Origin of the sequence: Dyadobacter sp. 676 (assembly GCF_040448675.1) — a bacterium.
Classification (GTDB): Bacteria; Bacteroidota; Bacteroidia; order Cytophagales; family Spirosomataceae; genus Dyadobacter.
The window spans coordinates 3,299,238-3,314,761 of sequence record NZ_CP159289.1; the positions used below are offsets into that span (position 1 = coordinate 3,299,238).

The 15,524-nt window shown below is 49.2% G+C and carries 17 protein-coding genes; 9 read left to right on the top strand and 8 right to left on the bottom strand.

Translation table 11 applies throughout. The annotated features are described in order from the left end of the window. Window positions 1–65 precede the first annotated feature (65 nt). Entirely contained in the window at window positions 66–2,273 is a 2,208-nt protein-coding gene (locus ABV298_RS14815; RefSeq protein ID WP_353722841.1) for a putative LPS assembly protein LptD, read from the top strand. 85 nt (window positions 2,274–2,358) lie between these two features. Next, window positions 2,359–2,988: a hypothetical protein gene (locus ABV298_RS14820; RefSeq protein ID WP_353722842.1), complete on the top strand. Its 630-nt coding sequence runs from the start codon at window positions 2,359–2,361 to the stop codon at window positions 2,986–2,988. Between the two features lie 73 nt (window positions 2,989–3,061). Here the strand turns inward: ABV298_RS14820 and ABV298_RS14825 are convergent, their stop codons facing one another. Further along, a complete protein-coding gene (locus ABV298_RS14825; protein WP_353722843.1) occupies window positions 3,062–3,460 on the bottom strand; it encodes a DUF1573 domain-containing protein in 399 nt (132 codons plus the stop codon). A gap of 208 nt (window positions 3,461–3,668) precedes the next feature. Between ABV298_RS14825 and ABV298_RS14830 the strand changes: the two genes are divergently transcribed. The 6 genes from ABV298_RS14830 to ABV298_RS14855 all read left to right on the top strand — a co-directional run bounded on the left by ABV298_RS14830 (window position 3,669) and on the right by ABV298_RS14855 (window position 8,387). Next, window positions 3,669–6,083 (top strand): thiamine pyrophosphate-dependent enzyme, encoded by a 2,415-nt coding sequence (locus tag ABV298_RS14830; RefSeq protein ID WP_353722844.1) that lies wholly within the window; start codon window positions 3,669–3,671, stop codon window positions 6,081–6,083. 82 nt (window positions 6,084–6,165) lie between these two features. After that, on the top strand, window positions 6,166–6,282 hold the full coding sequence (locus tag ABV298_RS14835) for a hypothetical protein (protein ID WP_353723188.1): 117 nt from the start codon (window positions 6,166–6,168) through the stop codon (window positions 6,280–6,282). Beyond that, window positions 6,275–6,667 carry a sugar transferase gene (locus tag ABV298_RS14840; protein WP_353722845.1) on the top strand — a complete coding sequence of 131 codons (393 nt, stop codon included), beginning with the start codon at window positions 6,275–6,277 and terminating at the stop codon, window positions 6,665–6,667. Before ABV298_RS14835 ends, ABV298_RS14840 begins: the two co-directional genes overlap by 8 nt. Further along, the gene (locus ABV298_RS14845; RefSeq protein ID WP_353722846.1) at window positions 6,661–7,251 is read left to right on the top strand and encodes an acetyltransferase; all 591 of its coding nucleotides are present in this window, start codon (window positions 6,661–6,663) and stop codon (window positions 7,249–7,251) included. The genes ABV298_RS14840 and ABV298_RS14845 overlap by 7 nt, the downstream gene beginning before the upstream one ends. A gap of 10 nt (window positions 7,252–7,261) precedes the next feature. Further along, window positions 7,262–8,296: an aminotransferase class I/II-fold pyridoxal phosphate-dependent enzyme gene (locus tag ABV298_RS14850; RefSeq protein WP_353722847.1), complete on the top strand. Its 1,035-nt coding sequence runs from the start codon at window positions 7,262–7,264 to the stop codon at window positions 8,294–8,296. Further along, window positions 8,229–8,387, top strand: a complete 159-nt coding sequence (locus ABV298_RS14855; RefSeq protein WP_353722848.1) for a hypothetical protein — start codon at window positions 8,229–8,231, stop codon at window positions 8,385–8,387. Before ABV298_RS14850 ends, ABV298_RS14855 begins: the two co-directional genes overlap by 68 nt. 83 nt (window positions 8,388–8,470) lie before the next feature. Here ABV298_RS14855 and ABV298_RS14860 read toward each other — a convergent pair whose 3' ends face one another. From ABV298_RS14860 to ABV298_RS14870, 3 genes are all read right to left on the bottom strand, one after another. Continuing rightward, the gene (locus tag ABV298_RS14860) at window positions 8,471–9,325 is read right to left on the bottom strand and encodes an FKBP-type peptidyl-prolyl cis-trans isomerase (RefSeq protein ID WP_353722849.1); all 855 of its coding nucleotides are present in this window, start codon (window positions 9,323–9,325) and stop codon (window positions 8,471–8,473) included. 71 nt (window positions 9,326–9,396) lie between these two features. Next, window positions 9,397–10,059: an endonuclease III gene (gene nth / locus ABV298_RS14865; RefSeq protein WP_353722850.1), complete on the bottom strand. Its 663-nt coding sequence runs from the start codon at window positions 10,057–10,059 to the stop codon at window positions 9,397–9,399. Window positions 10,060–10,426: 367 nt separating this feature from the next. After that, entirely contained in the window at window positions 10,427–11,026 is a 600-nt protein-coding gene (locus tag ABV298_RS14870) for an RNA polymerase sigma factor (RefSeq protein WP_353722851.1), read from the bottom strand. A gap of 381 nt (window positions 11,027–11,407) precedes the next feature. Between ABV298_RS14870 and ABV298_RS14875 the strand changes: the two genes are divergently transcribed. Then, window positions 11,408–12,103: a YjjG family noncanonical pyrimidine nucleotidase gene (locus tag ABV298_RS14875; protein ID WP_353722852.1), complete on the top strand. Its 696-nt coding sequence runs from the start codon at window positions 11,408–11,410 to the stop codon at window positions 12,101–12,103. An 11-nt stretch (window positions 12,104–12,114) separates the two neighbouring features. On the opposite strand, the gene ABV298_RS14880 is transcribed toward ABV298_RS14875, so the two are convergent. The 4 genes from ABV298_RS14880 to ABV298_RS14895 are packed head-to-tail and all read right to left on the bottom strand — an operon-like array spanning window position 12,115 to window position 15,321. Continuing rightward, window positions 12,115–13,008 (bottom strand): trypsin-like peptidase domain-containing protein, encoded by an 894-nt coding sequence (locus ABV298_RS14880; RefSeq protein WP_353722853.1) that lies wholly within the window; start codon window positions 13,006–13,008, stop codon window positions 12,115–12,117. A gap of 25 nt (window positions 13,009–13,033) precedes the next feature. Then, a complete protein-coding gene (locus tag ABV298_RS14885; RefSeq protein WP_353722854.1) occupies window positions 13,034–13,576 on the bottom strand; it encodes a DUF2911 domain-containing protein in 543 nt (180 codons plus the stop codon). A 4-nt stretch (window positions 13,577–13,580) separates the two neighbouring features. After that, a complete protein-coding gene (locus ABV298_RS14890) occupies window positions 13,581–14,294 on the bottom strand; it encodes a DUF6089 family protein (protein WP_353722855.1) in 714 nt (237 codons plus the stop codon). A gap of 13 nt (window positions 14,295–14,307) precedes the next feature. After that, a complete protein-coding gene (locus tag ABV298_RS14895) occupies window positions 14,308–15,321 on the bottom strand; it encodes a hypothetical protein (protein ID WP_353722856.1) in 1,014 nt (337 codons plus the stop codon). Between the last annotated feature and the right edge of the window lie 203 nt (window positions 15,322–15,524).

Genomic DNA, 15,524 nt, shown 5'->3' on the forward strand with positions numbered 1-15,524 from the left:
TTGGGGCCTTACGCGAAAGGGGTTTCTCTGCTAATTTTGAAATTCGTTATGCAAAAATACGCTAATTGTTAGAACTGAAAAGAAAGGCGATTATTATATCGTCGGTAGTTGCGGCGTTTCTCCTGTTCAGCACTGTGGCATGTGTGCAGCAACGCTCCAAGGGTTCCGGGAAAAATCAGGGTAAGCTTAAAAGTTCGACTTCTGCAAAGCAATCAGCGGACTCCCTTCTTACAGTGCAAAAGCAGACGGGCGCGGACACTTCCCGCGCCGGGCAAGCCGGTGCGTCCGTTCCAAGAGGCGGTATCAATGCAGACAGTACGCTGGCGGGCAAAGGATTACCTGCAGACTCGACGGCGGCCGATACGCTTAAAAACCCCGACGATCTTGAAAATACCGTGGAATACACGGCCGAGGATTCCACGATTATGGACGCTGTTTTGAAGCAGGTGCATTTATATGGGAATGCAGAGGTGAACTACGGGACGATCAATCTCAAAGCCAACTATATCCGTCTGAACTGGGTTACCAACGAGGTTTACGCTGTCGGAACGTATGATTCCACGGCGAAGAAAATGGCGGGGGAACCTATTTTTCAGGACGGGCCGGAAACTTACAATACGAAAGAAATCCGCTATAATTTCAAATCTAAAAAAGCGCTGATCCAGGGCATCGTCACACAGGAAGGCGACGGTAACATCCGGGGCGAAAAAGTGAAAAAGGATACGGAAGGCAATTTCTACATCCGTCATTCGATTTACACAACCTGCAACCTGACGCACCCGCATTATTACATCAATGCGCCGAAGATCAAGATGGTGAACAAAAAGCAGGTGATTTCAGGTCCGTTCAACCTGGTTATCAGCGATGTTCCCTTGCCGATCGCATTGCCTTTCGGTTTTTTCCCGTTTCCCAAAAAGAAGGAAAACGGCACGAGCGGGATCATTTTCCCGACATATGGAGAGGAACCCAATGGCCGCGGGTTTTACCTGCGCGACGGCGGCTATTATTTCGCGATCAACGAGTACGTCAATGCGATCCTGACTGGTCAGATATATTCCAATGGAAGCTGGGGGCTTGGCGTGCAGTCGACGTATATCCGGCGCTACCAGTATTCGGGTAACCTTTCGTTGAGGTTCAACAGAAACAAGCCGAGCGACGAGCTGCAAAAACTTCTCAAAATAGGCGGTACCAACGATTTCAGCATCGTGTGGTCCCATGCCCCCAAACCGCGTGGAAATTCCCAGTTTTCGGCGAATGTGAACGTGAGCAGCAACACCTATAACCAGCAACAGGAATTTAATGTAAACAAATATACATCCAACGTAGCGAGTTCCTCGGTTCAGTACAATCGCACATTCGGGCAATATATGCGTGCGGCCGCGTCCCTGCGCGTGAACCAGAACTTCGGGCAGATCAACCCGAGGACTCAACGACGTGAGAACGGCAAGACCAACGTTTCTTCCGATTTCAGTTTCGGTGTGAACCAGATCGCCCCGTTCGCATTGAAGGGTGGTCGCGGGCGGTGGTATGAAAGCTTCCGGCTCGGTCTGGATTTTAGTGGAAATTACGCATTGGCCAATGCGCTGACGGCCGTAGATACTTCTTACAGCAGGCTGGGTTTTGTGGTGACCGACGCGAAAATTGATACCAGCCGCCTCAATAAGACAAAAATCGTTTCTTTCAACCTGAATAACCTGCCGGACATGCTCAAAGATGCGCAGTTTACCGGCCGGTACAGCCTTCCCATATCCCTTCCCAACTTCAAAGTCCTTCGTTTTGTGAATATTACGCCGAGCATGTCGCTGTCGGGTGAAGTATTTACCAAACAATACCGCTACACCAAAACGGGGCGCGATTCGATCCGGATCGATACTTTGAACAAGGTCGGAACGGAGTATTCCTACAATTTCGGTGCGGGGATGAACACCCGTTTTTACGGGACATTCTTCTTTGGCGGAAAGCGGCTCGAGGCGATCCGGCATACGGTGATCCCCTCCGTTTCATTTACCTATACACCGGACTTTACCGGTGATGCATTCGGTTTTTACGAGCGTATCCAGGTCACCAACCGGAAGGGCGAGGTGCGCGACCTGTCGCTTTCCCGGTTCCGCGGGGTTAGTTCCGGTGCTGGTAACGGCCGGGCTTCGAGCGTGATTTCGTTCAGTTTGAATAACTCGTTTGAAATGAAGCTCAAAACGAAGAGCGACACGGCTGCCCAACAGTTTGAGAAAGTGTCGCTGCTCGACAACCTGAGCATCGGGGGGGAGCTATAACCTGCTGGCCGACTCCCTGAACCTTTCCAATATTACCGTCAATGCGAACGCTCGGATCGGGCGGAACCTGAACCTCAACTTTAATATGAACCTGGACCCGTACACTTACGTGGCCAATCCGAATGTTACCGGGAATCAGATTGGTACAAAAATTAATAAGTATGCGGTCACATCGGGCCAGGGGCTTGCCAATTTGCAGAGCCTCGGGTTTACATTGGGAACCAGCTTCTCTCCCAAAAGCGGTTCATCCGGTAATACCAGCAATAGCAATAATAACCAACTGAACCCGAACGACCCGAATGCCGCTGCGAAAAAGGAGGCTATGGAGTTTGTAAAGCAGAATCCCGATTTGTATGTGGATTTCAATATCCCCTGGAATGTGTCGCTGAACTATAACTTCGGAATGACAAAGACAGGTCTTTCCAAAGCAACGATCATCCAGGCTGTGCAGGCAACGGGCGACCTTAGCTTATCCAAAAATCTCAAAGTAACTCTCAGCACCGGTTTCGATTTTGTAGCTTTCGAGCCAACCATCACGCAGATAGGCCTCGCGCGCGACCTGCATTGCTGGGACATGTCGTTCAACTGGACGCCATTCGCCGGCAGCGCCGCACGTGCGAGCAATTACAATTTCACATTGAAAGTGAAATCCGCGATCCTGCAAGACCTGAAAGTGACCCGCCGGCGGTCGTTCTACGACAGATCCGCTTATTGATCGGGAGAAATATTGCAACAAAAAATGGCCGTCCCAAACCGGAGCGGCCACTGCAAATGCTTTATGGTTACCCTTACTTCGAAGACGGTTTCGCAGCTGCTTTCGGAACCACTTCCCCGTTCAGGTAAAGCGTAATCGAGCCACCTTCGGTGTTGCTGAAAACAGTTACAGGCTTGTTGAAGGGCCCTGCCGCGGCAGCATTGAAAGTAGCCTTTACCGAACCGGTTTTACCTGGAAGTACCGGCTCTTTCGACCATACAGGTGTAGTACATCCGCATGAAACGGTTACGTTCGAAAGGATTACAGGATCAGTACCTGTGTTGGTAAATACAAACTCGTGCGTAACAGGAGTGCCTTGTGGTACTTTGCCGAATTTGTGTGTTTCTTCCTTGAATTTCAGAACACCTTTCTGTGCAAAACTTACGGTGGTCAGCCCGAGGATCAATACCAGCGCTGAAAAGAATACTTTCATAGTTGTAACTATACTTTAAGTGGTGAAAAAACTTATTGCTAAACAAGATTAACGCTTAAAAAGTTAAATATAATAATCATTAACCAATATTAACAATGCCCCAAAAGTAGGTGCTGCGGTGCACGGGTTATTATTTTCCTGCATAATTTTGGCTTGCATTCAAAAAAACGTAATTTAACTAACGGATTAAAACCCGTGATTTTTGCTTATGCTTCAAAATGATAGTTTGACCGGTTCCAGTGTTTTGAGTAAAGAAGATATTATCGACGATTATCGCCTCGCATGCGAGAGTCGGCAGGTAAGTTTGCTGGGAAGGAAGGATACGATGGGCGGCCGTTCTAAATTCGGGATTTTTGGAGATGGCAAAGAAGTAGCGCAAATTGCACTTTCCAAAGCATTTCAACCGGGCGATTTCCGCTCGGGATATTATCGGGACCAGACCATCGAAGCGGCGGTAGGGAATCTCACCTGGCAGCAATTTTTTGCCCAGATGTATGCTCATGCCGATCTGGAACATGAGCCGAACACAGGCGGGAGATCCATGAACGGCCATTTCTCGACGCGCTGGGTAGATGAAAACGGTGATTGGCTCGATCAGACAAAATTGCACAATTCCGTTTGCGACATTTCGTCCACGGCTGGCCAGATACCCCGTTCCGTCGGCCTCGGATACGCTTCCAAATTATACCGTGAAAACCCCGATTTGCATCATATGACCACTTTTTCCCGCCAGGGAAATGAAGTCGTGTTTGCAACGATCGGCGACGCTTCCACCTCACAAGGAATGTTCTGGGAAGCGATGAATGCGGCGGGGGTCTTGCAGATCCCGCTGGTCGTTTCGGTGTGGGACGATGGCTATGGAATTTCGGTTCCGGTTGAATATCAGACTACGAAAGGAAGCATTTCGAAGGCATTGGCAGGCTTGCAGCGGAATGAGGATGGTGAAGGGATTGAAATCCTGACGGTAAATGGTTGGGATTATCCAGCGCTGGTGGAAACTTATCAGAAGGCTGCAAAAATGAGCCGGGAAGAGCACGTTCCGGTGCTTGTACATGTAACGGAACTTACTCAGCCCCAAGGGCATTCGACCTCCGGCTCACACGAACGCTACAAATCGAAACAACGTTTGCTCTGGGAACGCGAGCACGATTGCAATGCCCGCTTCCGTGACTGGATTCTTAAAAACGGTTATGCGACCGACGAGGAACTTGAAGAAATTGAACGCGAAGCCAAAGACAAGGCCCTTCGCGAGCGCAATGCTGCATGGCAGGCTTACCGGAAAGAACTGGATGCCGAATACAGCGACACGATCCGGCTCTTGCAGGCGGTAGCGGGCGGCAGTTCTTTCGCGGCCGAAGTCAACAGCGCAATTCTCGAACTTCAAAAAACCTATCTGCCTGTGCGCAGGGACATGATTGCCATCGTGCGTAGGGTTTTGAGGATTATCGGAAAAGAAGAAAACCCCCAGAAATATGCCTTGCAACAGTTTTTGCAAGGAAACCTGAAAGCTAACAGGGAGCGTTTCAATACGCACCTGTATAGCGAAACCAAATACTCGCCAATGCTGGTCAAGCCTGTAAGCCCCGTGTTTTCGGACGACAGCCCTGCGGTGGACGGCCGCGAAGTGATACGTTCCTACTTCGATGCGTTGTTCGAAAAGGACCCGCGTGTGGTGGCTCTCGGCGAAGATATCGGCCTTATCGGCGATGTGAACCAGGGCTTCGCCGGATTGCAGGAGAAATATGGCGAAGTCCGCATCACCGACACAGGAATACGCGAAACGACCATTATAGGCCAGGGAATAGGTATGGCGATGCGCGGCTTGCGCCCGATTGTCGAAATACAATATTTCGATTATATCTATTACGCATTGGCAACGCTTACCGACGACCTTGCATCACTCCGTTACCGGACGGCAGGCGGCCAGCGGGCGCCGTTGATTATCCGCACGAGAGGGCATCGCCTGGAAGGAATCTGGCATTCGGGATCTCCTATGGGCACGATGCTGAGCAGTTTGCGCGGTTTGCATGTGATCGTGCCGAGAAACTTTACACAGGCGGCCGGTTTTTATAATACTCTGATGAAAGGCGACGATCCGGCGCTGATTGTTGAACCGTTGAATTCGTATCGGCAAAAAGAAATTTTGCCGGACAATGTGGGCGAATACTGCATTCCTTTGGGGCAACCCGAAATTTTGAGGGAAGGAAATGACCTTACGGTTGTTACTTATGGCTCAATGTGTCGTATAGTAATGGAGGCCGCTTCTCAATTGCAGCAATCAGGCATCGAAGTTGAAGTCATCGATGTGCAGACACTTCTGCCTTTCGATGTCGACAACCGGATAGTGGAGTCCATTAAAAAGACGAACCGGGTCGTTTTTGCCGATGAGGATTTACCCGGAAGCGCATCGGGTTTTATGATGCAACAGGTTTTGGAAAAGCAGCAGGCTTACCGCTGGCTCGATTCGGCACCGGTAACCATTGCTGCGAAAGATCATCGCCCGCCTTACGGGTCGGACGGCGACTACTTCTCGAAGCCGAATATGGACGACATTTTTGAAACTGTTTACGAAATCATGCGAGAAGCGGCACCAGATAAATATCCGGAGCTGTTTAACGTATGATCTTATGTATCGTTCAAAAGGTAAAAGAATTTTAGACATTCTACTGGCGGCAACGGGGCTGATTACCTCGTTGCCGTTTTTTATGGTCCTGCCGCTGTGGTTATGGGTTCATTTTAAAGGCAGCCCGTTTTTTTTGCAAAAGAGGCCCGGGTTGAACGGAAAGCTTTTTTACGATTCTGAAATTCAGGACGATGTATAGCGACGGGCGGCCGCTCACGTTAACCGGAAAGCTGGTCCGCCGTTCGTCGCTGGACGAGCTGCCGCAGTTCTGGAATGTGCTACGGGGCGATATGAGTATCGTCGGCCCGAGGCCGCTTTTGGCGGAATATCTTCCATTATACAGCGTTGAACAACGCCGGAGGCATACGGTGAAACCTGGTATAACCGGTCTGGCGCAGATCAACGGCCGGAATGCGCTGACCTGGGGCGAAAAGTTCGGATACGATTTGCATTATGTCGATAACCTGTCGTTCCTGCTGGATCTACGGATTATCGGCGCCACGGCGCTAAAAGTGCTTTCGATGCGGAAAAAGAATGGTTGCGGAGTCGAAACAAGATCATTCAACGGAAACACGATATGCTGATTTACGGTGCGGGCGGCCACGCAAGGGTTATTTTGAGCATTTTACGGACTATCGGGAAGCAGGTCAGCGGCATATTTGACGATAACTGGCAAAACATACCGGTGCTGGCGTCGCACCCGGTACGTAAGTACCAGCCTACATTTGATTCAGAAGAACAGCTGATCGTCGCTATTGGCGACAATCAGGTACGTAGGCGGGTAGCGTCGGGCGTAATCCATTCTTTTGGGCAGATAGTCCATCCCGCTGCGATCGTTGACTCGTCGGTTTCCATCGGGCCGGGTGTTGTAATAATCCATAATGCGGTTATTCAGGCCGGTTGTTGCATTGGAGACCATGTTGTAGTCAACACTGGAGCGATTGTCGACCATGAATGTATCCTTGAAGATTTCGTCCACGTGGGTCCCGCGGCAGTGCTTTGCGGCGGTGTGCGTGTGGGCGAATGTACACTCGTCGGAGCGGGAAGCGTTGTGGTTCCCGGCGTGCGTATCGGGCGGGAATGCCTGATCGGCGCAGGCAGCGTAGTGGTCCACGATGTGCCAGACCATACACGGATAGCGGGAAATCCGGGGAAAATCATTTTATAAAAAACACACTATGTCTTACAAAATCTATTTGTCGCCCCCGCATATGAGCGGGCGCGAGATGCGGTACATTCAAGAGGCATTTGATAGCAACTGGATTGCGCCGGTGGGGCCGAATATCGATGCTTTTGAGGAAGAGCTATGTCGTTACACCGGCAGCAAACATGCATTGGCGGTATCGTCCGGCACTGCGGCGCTGCATCTGGCATTGCTGGCATTGGGCGTCGGAAGGGGCGATATTGTCCTTTGCCAATCGCTCACCTTCGTGGCGACCGCGAATCCGGTCAGGTATGTAGGCGCGACGCCGGTTTTTATCGACAGCGAACCGGTAACCTGGAATATGTGCCCTAACGTGTTGGAGGAGGCTATTCGCCATTACGAGCACAAAGGAATAAGGCCCAAAGCGATAGTCGTGGTACATTTGTACGGAATGCCGGCGATGCTTGATGAAATCATGTATTTAAGCGGGAAATATGCTATTCCATTGATTGAGGATGCGGCAGAAGCATTAGGTTCGGAATATCGCGGCAGGAAGGTGGGAACTTTCGGGGATATCGGCATTCTTTCCTTTAACGGAAACAAAATTATTACCACATCGGGCGGTGGCGCGATGCTTTCAAATGACGTGCGGCACATTGTAAGAGCGAAATTTCTCGCCACACAGGCGCGCGAGGCTACCCCTCACTATGAGCATCACGAAGTTGGATACAATTACCGGATGAGCAATGTGTGCGCGGGAATAGGGCGAGGGCAACTGGAGGTGATTGAGGAGAGGGTAACGCAGCGAAGGACTAATTTTCAGTTTTATCAACATGCTTTAAATGATGTCCCGGGCAACAGCTTTCAAAAGGGCATTGCTGGCGCACTTTCGAACCGCTGGCTGACAAGCTCTGTTCGCGGGAGGCGGCAAAATAACCCCTTTTCAGATTCAAAATGCACTTTCAGCGGAAGGTATCGAATCACGCCCGATCTGGAAACCAATGCATTGCCAGGAAGCATACAAAACGCTGCCCCGGTTTGGACGCAGCGTTTCGGAGAAATTATTTGAATGGGGAATCTGTTTGCCGTCGGGTTCAAATCTGGGCAAATCGTCCCTGAGGCAAGTTTCTGCCATTCTTTCGGGTCTGTTTGGACGATGATCGCGGATAAAGTTGCGAGTTTACCGGCTACTAAAAAAGCAGCCCCCGCAACGAAGGCTGCTTTTTAGTATTCAGAGAATCCTCTAGGGCAATATCTCTATTTCGAATTGAAGCGGAGAATAAGGCGGTATTACTTTACTGCCGTTTTTACCATAGCCAAGCGCGGAAGGAAAAATAACAATAGCTTTTTCTCCCTTTCTCATTTTTCTGATTGCACGGTCGAAGCCAGGCACGGTGTTAGCGCTGCCCGTAATGAAGCTGGCATTGGTACTTTCGTCGAATTTAGTGTCATTCAGGAATTTGCCTACATATTTGACGTTCACCGCTTTACCAGCACCGATAGTGTCGCCGGTCACCGTGTTGGCCCTGATTATCACCAAATTATCCGGTGTTCTGTCGGAAACCGTGAAACCCTTTTTGGTGATGAATTCATTTATTTGCTGAACTTCCGTGCGTGTCTTGATAAACTCCAGTTCAAGGCGGATAACGGAGTAAGCCGGAATGTTAACGCGGTCGACGTTACCGAAAGCCAGGTAGAAAGGAATCAGGAATGTGACTTTTTCACCGGTTCTCATTAAAAATATCGCACGTTCGAGGCCTGGAAATACCGTATAACCGAGAGCGGGAAAACTGATCGAAGAGTCTTTCTCGACAGTCAACACTTTACTGCCATCCAGCAGATATCCGGTCAATTTAACGGTAGCCGCGTCTCCAACCTGGGTTCTTACGCCCGACGGGTTGGATTTTCGAATGATATAGTACATACCGCTGCTATCTCTGACGGCTTTCGACCCAAGGCTGTCTGCTGCGATAAACGCTTGTATTTGAGTCTCGTTTTCGGCGATTTTCTCTTCATCCTTATTGTCCGAATTCATACATCCGGACAGCCCGACCACCAATGCGAGCAACGTGCACCACAGCAAATTAATACGCTTCATTTCTTTTGTAAGTAATTAATGGGATAGTTTTAGTTTCAGGGTAGACGCCCCGTGGACGGAATTGGTTGTAATCAGGAATGAAAAACGTCGATTTTTACATTTTTTTCAAAGTATCTGCAAAATGGCGACAGCGGGCACTGGAAGCATTGCGGGTTACGTGCGGTGCATACATAACGCCCGTGCAGGATCAGCCAGTGGTGCGCTTTGTGGATCAAATGCTTCGGAATGTGCGTCACGAGCTCCCGCTCCACGGCCAGGGGCGTTTTAGCGGTGAGCGGAACGAGGCCCAGCCTTCGCGATACCCTGAAAACGTGCGTGTCGACAGCCATAGCCGGCATACTGAAAATCACCGATGCGATTACATTAGCGGTTTTCCGGCCCACGCCCGGCATTTTCTGGAGGTCTTCCACCGTGGAAGGAACTTCCGAATGGAACTGTTCAACCAGCATGCGGGCCATTCCTACCAGATGTTTCGCTTTATTGTTCGGATAAGAAATGGAGCGGATATAGGTGAACACTTCTTCGGCATTGGAAGCCGCCAGGGACTCGGGGTCCGGAAAGCGTTCAAAAAGTTTGGGGGTAACCATATTTACCCGCTTGTCGGTGCATTGCGCCGACAGGATTACGGCGACCAGCAGTTCATACGGGTTGGAATAATGCAGTTCGGTTTCCGGTTCGGGGAAATTCTGGGTGAAGTATTCCAGAAAATGTTTATAGCGTTCTTTTCTTTGCATAATAGTATTACGGTCCTGCGAAGGGATGGGTTCCTACGCAGAAAAATCTGATTGAACCGGCGCACTGGCCGCTTCATCTTAAAATAATGACAATTTCCAGCTAACGGATCGATAGCTGGAAATAAAAAAACCTGCCGACTCACCTTAGAACAGGAGTGCGGCAGGCCTTTTAGAAGAGAATTGTCGCGAATATCTGAAAACCTCTGAAACCACTTTTTCGGAAGGAGTCCGCGTGATTTTATTCATCTGATTCCGGATTTCCAGGGAATCGAGATAAAAGTTCATCAAGTTATCGTCAAGTGCGAGCGCCTCAACAATCTGTTCATTTTCATTCTCAGTTGTTTCGGCATATAAATACCTTACAACATCATCGTAAGTAAAGGTTTTTGTCATACTGTGGGGCACGTTGGTTAAATTGCTTACGCAGGTTTATCAACGCGTAACGCATCCTTCCCAATGCCGTATTGATACTCACACCGGTGGCATCCGCAATTTCCTGAAAACTCATGTCCTCGTAATGGCGCATGATCAGCACTTGCTTCTGCACGTCGGGCAACCGCTGGATCATCTCCCGCAGCTGCTCATGTGTTTCCTGACGAATCTGGATCGACTCAACGGAATCTTCCGAAAAATCCAGCGTGTTGAAAACACTGCTCCCATCTTCGAACACTACATTGGGGTAGCGCTTATCGCGTCTGAAATAATCAATGGCGAGGTTGTGTGCGATTCGTATAATCCATGGCAGGAACTTACCTTCGTCGTTGTATCTACCACTCTTAATCGTGTCAACGGCTTTGATGAATGTATCCTGCAACAAATCTTCGGCTACATATTGATCCTTGACAATCAGATAAATAGTGGTGTATATTCTCGACTTGTGGCGCTGAACAAGCTTTTCGAAAGCCTTCTCATTGCCCCGGATATACAATGTTACCAACTCACTGTCGCTAACTTGGACTTTCTCCATTTTACTATTCGATTTAGTTAACGTAGAGCAGTTCGTCGATATTGTTTCTCCTTTCTTGTTTGGTGAAATTTCAGATGTGACTTTTCGGTATTTCGAATTATACGAATCAAAGAAATAGATTTGGAAAATAATTTGCAAATGTTTGAGTTTCTTTTTGCAGAAAAATTATTTCCCGTTAACAGATGTTAACAAGTGGTGCATGTTTTTAGCACCCGGCGTTCGTTGAGGCACAAGCGTTGGGCGATTAAAATAAATAATAGAACTTAACGAATAATTTACGACACGACTGTCGATTTAGGTCGAATTTGGTTCCGCAAGCTCTACTTTTTTCAGTCACATGTCGTAATTTCACTTTTCTTATAAAAATTGAATTTTTCTCAGATGAGATACAAGCATATCTTCTTCGATCTCGACCATACACTTTGGGATTTTGAAAGAAATTCTTCGGAGTCGCTCGAAGAGATTTTCCATCAACACGAACTGACAAGGTATGGAATTACATCCTGTGAGGATTTTGTGTGCTCCTTCCTTAAAATTAATACCGCTTTGTGGGATGCTTTCGACAGGGGCCAGTTGCACCATAGCTATATACGCGAGAACAGGTTCAGAATGGTTTTTGAAGAACTGGGCGCGGAATGCCCGCCCGATCATACGGAAATTGGTGAACTCTACCTCCGGTCCCTTCCCGATAAGAAGCATTTGCTGGATGGCGCGCTGGATTTGCTCAATTACGTGGCGGCGGCCGGTTACGGAATGCATATTATTACAAATGGCTTCAATGAAGTCCAGGCAAGGAAAATCGCGAGCTCCGAAATAGGGCATTTTTTTGACAACGTTGTGACTTTCGAAACGGCTAATGCCAAAAAGCCGGACCGGAAAATTTTTGAGTTTGCATTGCACACCGCACAAACAACCGCAGAGGAGAGCCTGATGGTGGGTGACAACTGGATTGCGGACATCCTCGGCGCCAAACAAGTGGGGATGGATACCGTTTACCTCAACCCGGCCGGTTTGCAGTTCGATGAGAAACCGACCTATGATATCCGGCGGTTGGAGGAACTGATGCTGGTGCTCTGATTCGATAATTTTCAGGCAGGGTCGGTTTCGTAGTACCGGATGTTCTTTTCTTTTAAAAACTGCTTGATCACATCCACGTGCACGCATTGCCCGACATTCAGGAAAGGGTAGTTGGAAACTTTCTTCCGGTGGCCGTCTATTGTTACTTCCCGGTTGACCTGGTCAAAACCGAGGTGGAGGTGCCGCGTGGAGCTCTGCATGCCGTAAATAATGCCACCGGGGTCAAACAACGGGCCGCCGCTTTGTCCGCGTAACCCGGGCGTGCTCATTTCAATGCCCACGATTTCATTGTTGTCGCCGATATGTCTGGTAATGATGCCGTCGATGGGAAAGCTAGGAGTCTTGATTTTCCCTTCGGTCGTCCATTCGATGTCGGCAGTATTTTTGTTGTACCGGTAATTGGTGAATTCGGGAAACGGGTAACCCAACCTGCACAGATACCTTCCTTGTCGGACCAGCCGTGAATCTTTCAGGAATTGGGCATGGCCCTGGTATTGCTTCACCTCGTAGTTCCTGAAGTGGATAATGGCCAGGTCCTGTGTAGGATGCAGATGGATCGTTAGCCCCTTGTATGCCGATACGCAATGGATAAAATTGAAAAGTATGCGGATCGGGCTGCCAGGTGTGATTTTGTATTTCGTTTCAAGCAGATTACGTTGCGTGCCGAAGCCCGGGTCTTTTTCGAACTTGCGCAGCTCTCCTTTGAATTTCAGATAGTTTTCATAAATGCTGTTGGCATAAAGTATTTGCCTCGCCACATGCCGGCAGGTTACTGCGAAGCCGTCTTCGTTTACAAAGAACAAGGTCGCTGTGCCGGGTACGATATCGCTCCCTGCATAGTAACGTATGATAAAATGGACCGGGCGGGTGAACTGATCTATTTTTTCAATAGCATCAACAAACATAAAAAACTGGTCGTAGCCGCATGTACTAAGGATGGGTAAAAGGAACCAGTGCCTCCGTCTGGTCCCAGCTCAGGACCATATTGACACCGTTGGGGATCTCTTCGAAGTAAATATGGAATACTTCCTGAACAGCAGGCCGGATACGGATGGGTACTTCCACGTTCATGACATTCTTGCCGTCATTATATTCCGTACCCCATTGCCCTGTTTCCGAATTCAGGATGATTTTCCAGCTGCTTTGCCCCGGAACAGAGAAAAGCGAATAAGACCCAGCTTTAACGGGCTTTCCGCCCATAATTACGTCTTTTTCGAATTCGATTACCGTTGCCTCGTTAGCGCCTGTACGCCAGACCTTGCCATAGGGAAGCAGCGCTTTATCCTGCTCCCGGCCGAAAATCAAGCGACCTTTTTTACTCGGTTGGCCATATGATACCCTGATTTTAATACCATTAGCGCTGGTCTCCGCAACAGCTTCGGGGCTGAACGATTTCGTGTATTTTCTAACTCCCCAAAAGCCTGCCAATGCGACGATAATCAAGGCAAAAACAATCAGCAGAATTTTTTTCATATAATCAGGGACAAAAGATTTTGTAGAAAGTATAACTCACCGAAAGGCGCACATAAAAATAGGTGTCTTTTACGGAAGGATCGCCCTGTTGGAACTTGTCCGTGGAAGTCGGATCGCCACCCAGGTTGTCGAGGTAATCGGTGAAAGTTTTTCGGGTGCCGTATTCCAGCCCGATATTCCAGGGACGGCGGATCTGGTATTTGATCCCGACACCGTAAGGCAGGACAATGCCGGATGTTTTGTATGCGCTCGTCTGGATATTCGGGTCAAATTTGTTAAGCCCGATACCTCCGAAAACATACGGACTCCAGTTGACGGCGAAACGGCGGTCGTGGTAATTCAGAAAGTTGTATTCCGCAACGGCGCTTCCCTCAAATACGGTAGTCCTGAACGACATATTCCGGACTTGCTGAAACGGATCGTCGCTGTGTTTGTCGTCGGCACCGATAAAACCGCCTGCTATTTCGGCACGGAGCGACAAAGCCTGATTGGGGTTATACCGGAAAAAAAGGCTTCCGGCCGGCTTGAAAAAACGGAAACGAAAAGTAGGTGAAATATCCCCCCGGTAGTTGAAGCCTCCGACGCCCGCACCAATCTCCACCCGCTGAGCGAGTGCATGTGGGCTCGCAGGAAAAAAACAAATACCTGCCAGCAGCATTGCCGGCAAGTATCTCCGCCACGATGGCCGGCCATTCAAATGTTTGAAAGTATATTTCAATGCGGTAAGTCAATTATCTCAGTGGCGGACATTTCACTTGCGAAGGCAGCATATAATGAATATGGATCATGCCGAAAAGGTATGCGTCCTTCTGGGTAGGGCTGTTGCCACGGGCGGTGCCGGGTGCCGCAAAGCCCACCTGTTGCAGCGCTTGCATGGGATTACTGTTGTCGACTGTGGGGTAGTTTACCTGCATGAAGTTCCTGATGCCCTCCGTGCGGTCTACGCCTTTACGAACCGCAAATTGCTCTGCGGAGCGGTTTGCCATATGAGCTGCCAGGGGGTCGTCGGCAAACAGAGCGGGGTCGGCATAGTTCCCATGGGCGTCGTCGAGGTAATCGGTGAACGTTTTACGATAGCCCAGTTCCGCGGAAATATCGAATTTGGAATTGATTTTATACCGAACTCCTATGCCAACCGGGATAGCGAATTGGACCAGTGAATATGGCTTGGCATAACCCTCATTACCCTGTCCTTCGGTGCCCAGCGGCTGTAATTTTACCCAGTCGCCTTTCAGTGAGTCGAGCGCTTTGGGGTTGTGCGCGGTAAGCGCGACGCCCGCGAACAGGTATGCGCCCAACTGCGGGCGACGGTCGTAGCTGCGGTTGTCCGGAGTGAGTTTGTAAATACCCTGGACGGAGAATTCCTTCAAATCATTGCGGAAATGCAGGTTCCGCGCGTAAAAGATGCTGGTCTGATGTTTCGAATCGCGGTTCATGATGTAATCGTCGCCGGCGATCCGGGCGTAAATAAAGCTGGCGCGTGCGGCCAGCCGTGGCGTAAAGTGGCGTGTGTAGTTCCCGCCGACACTCCAGCGGATCATTTTAAAGGTAGAGGCCAGCGGGCGGCGATAGGGAGCGAGGTCGCCGTAATAACTGGAAGTACCAATACCAAAACCTGCCGTAGAATAAGGAACGAAGAAGCCTCTGCTTTGCGCTTTAACGCCCTTTCCAGGCAGTAAAAGCCCTAAAATCAGGGTCATAGCCAATGCTCCGGATACTCTTCTCAAGTCGAAATTTCTACGCATTTTCAGATCGATTTTTTTGCAAAAATAGAATAGTTGTTGGTTTTCTTCAGGATGCAACACCATTTCAACGATTTTAATAATGTTTTATTTGTGTGGATATGATTTTTTAGGAACGACGAAGAGGAGCAGTACTAAAAGATTGCGAATAAGCGTTTGAAACCGCACTTATGCAAACGTTTTGGCTGGAAACGAGGCAAAACTTC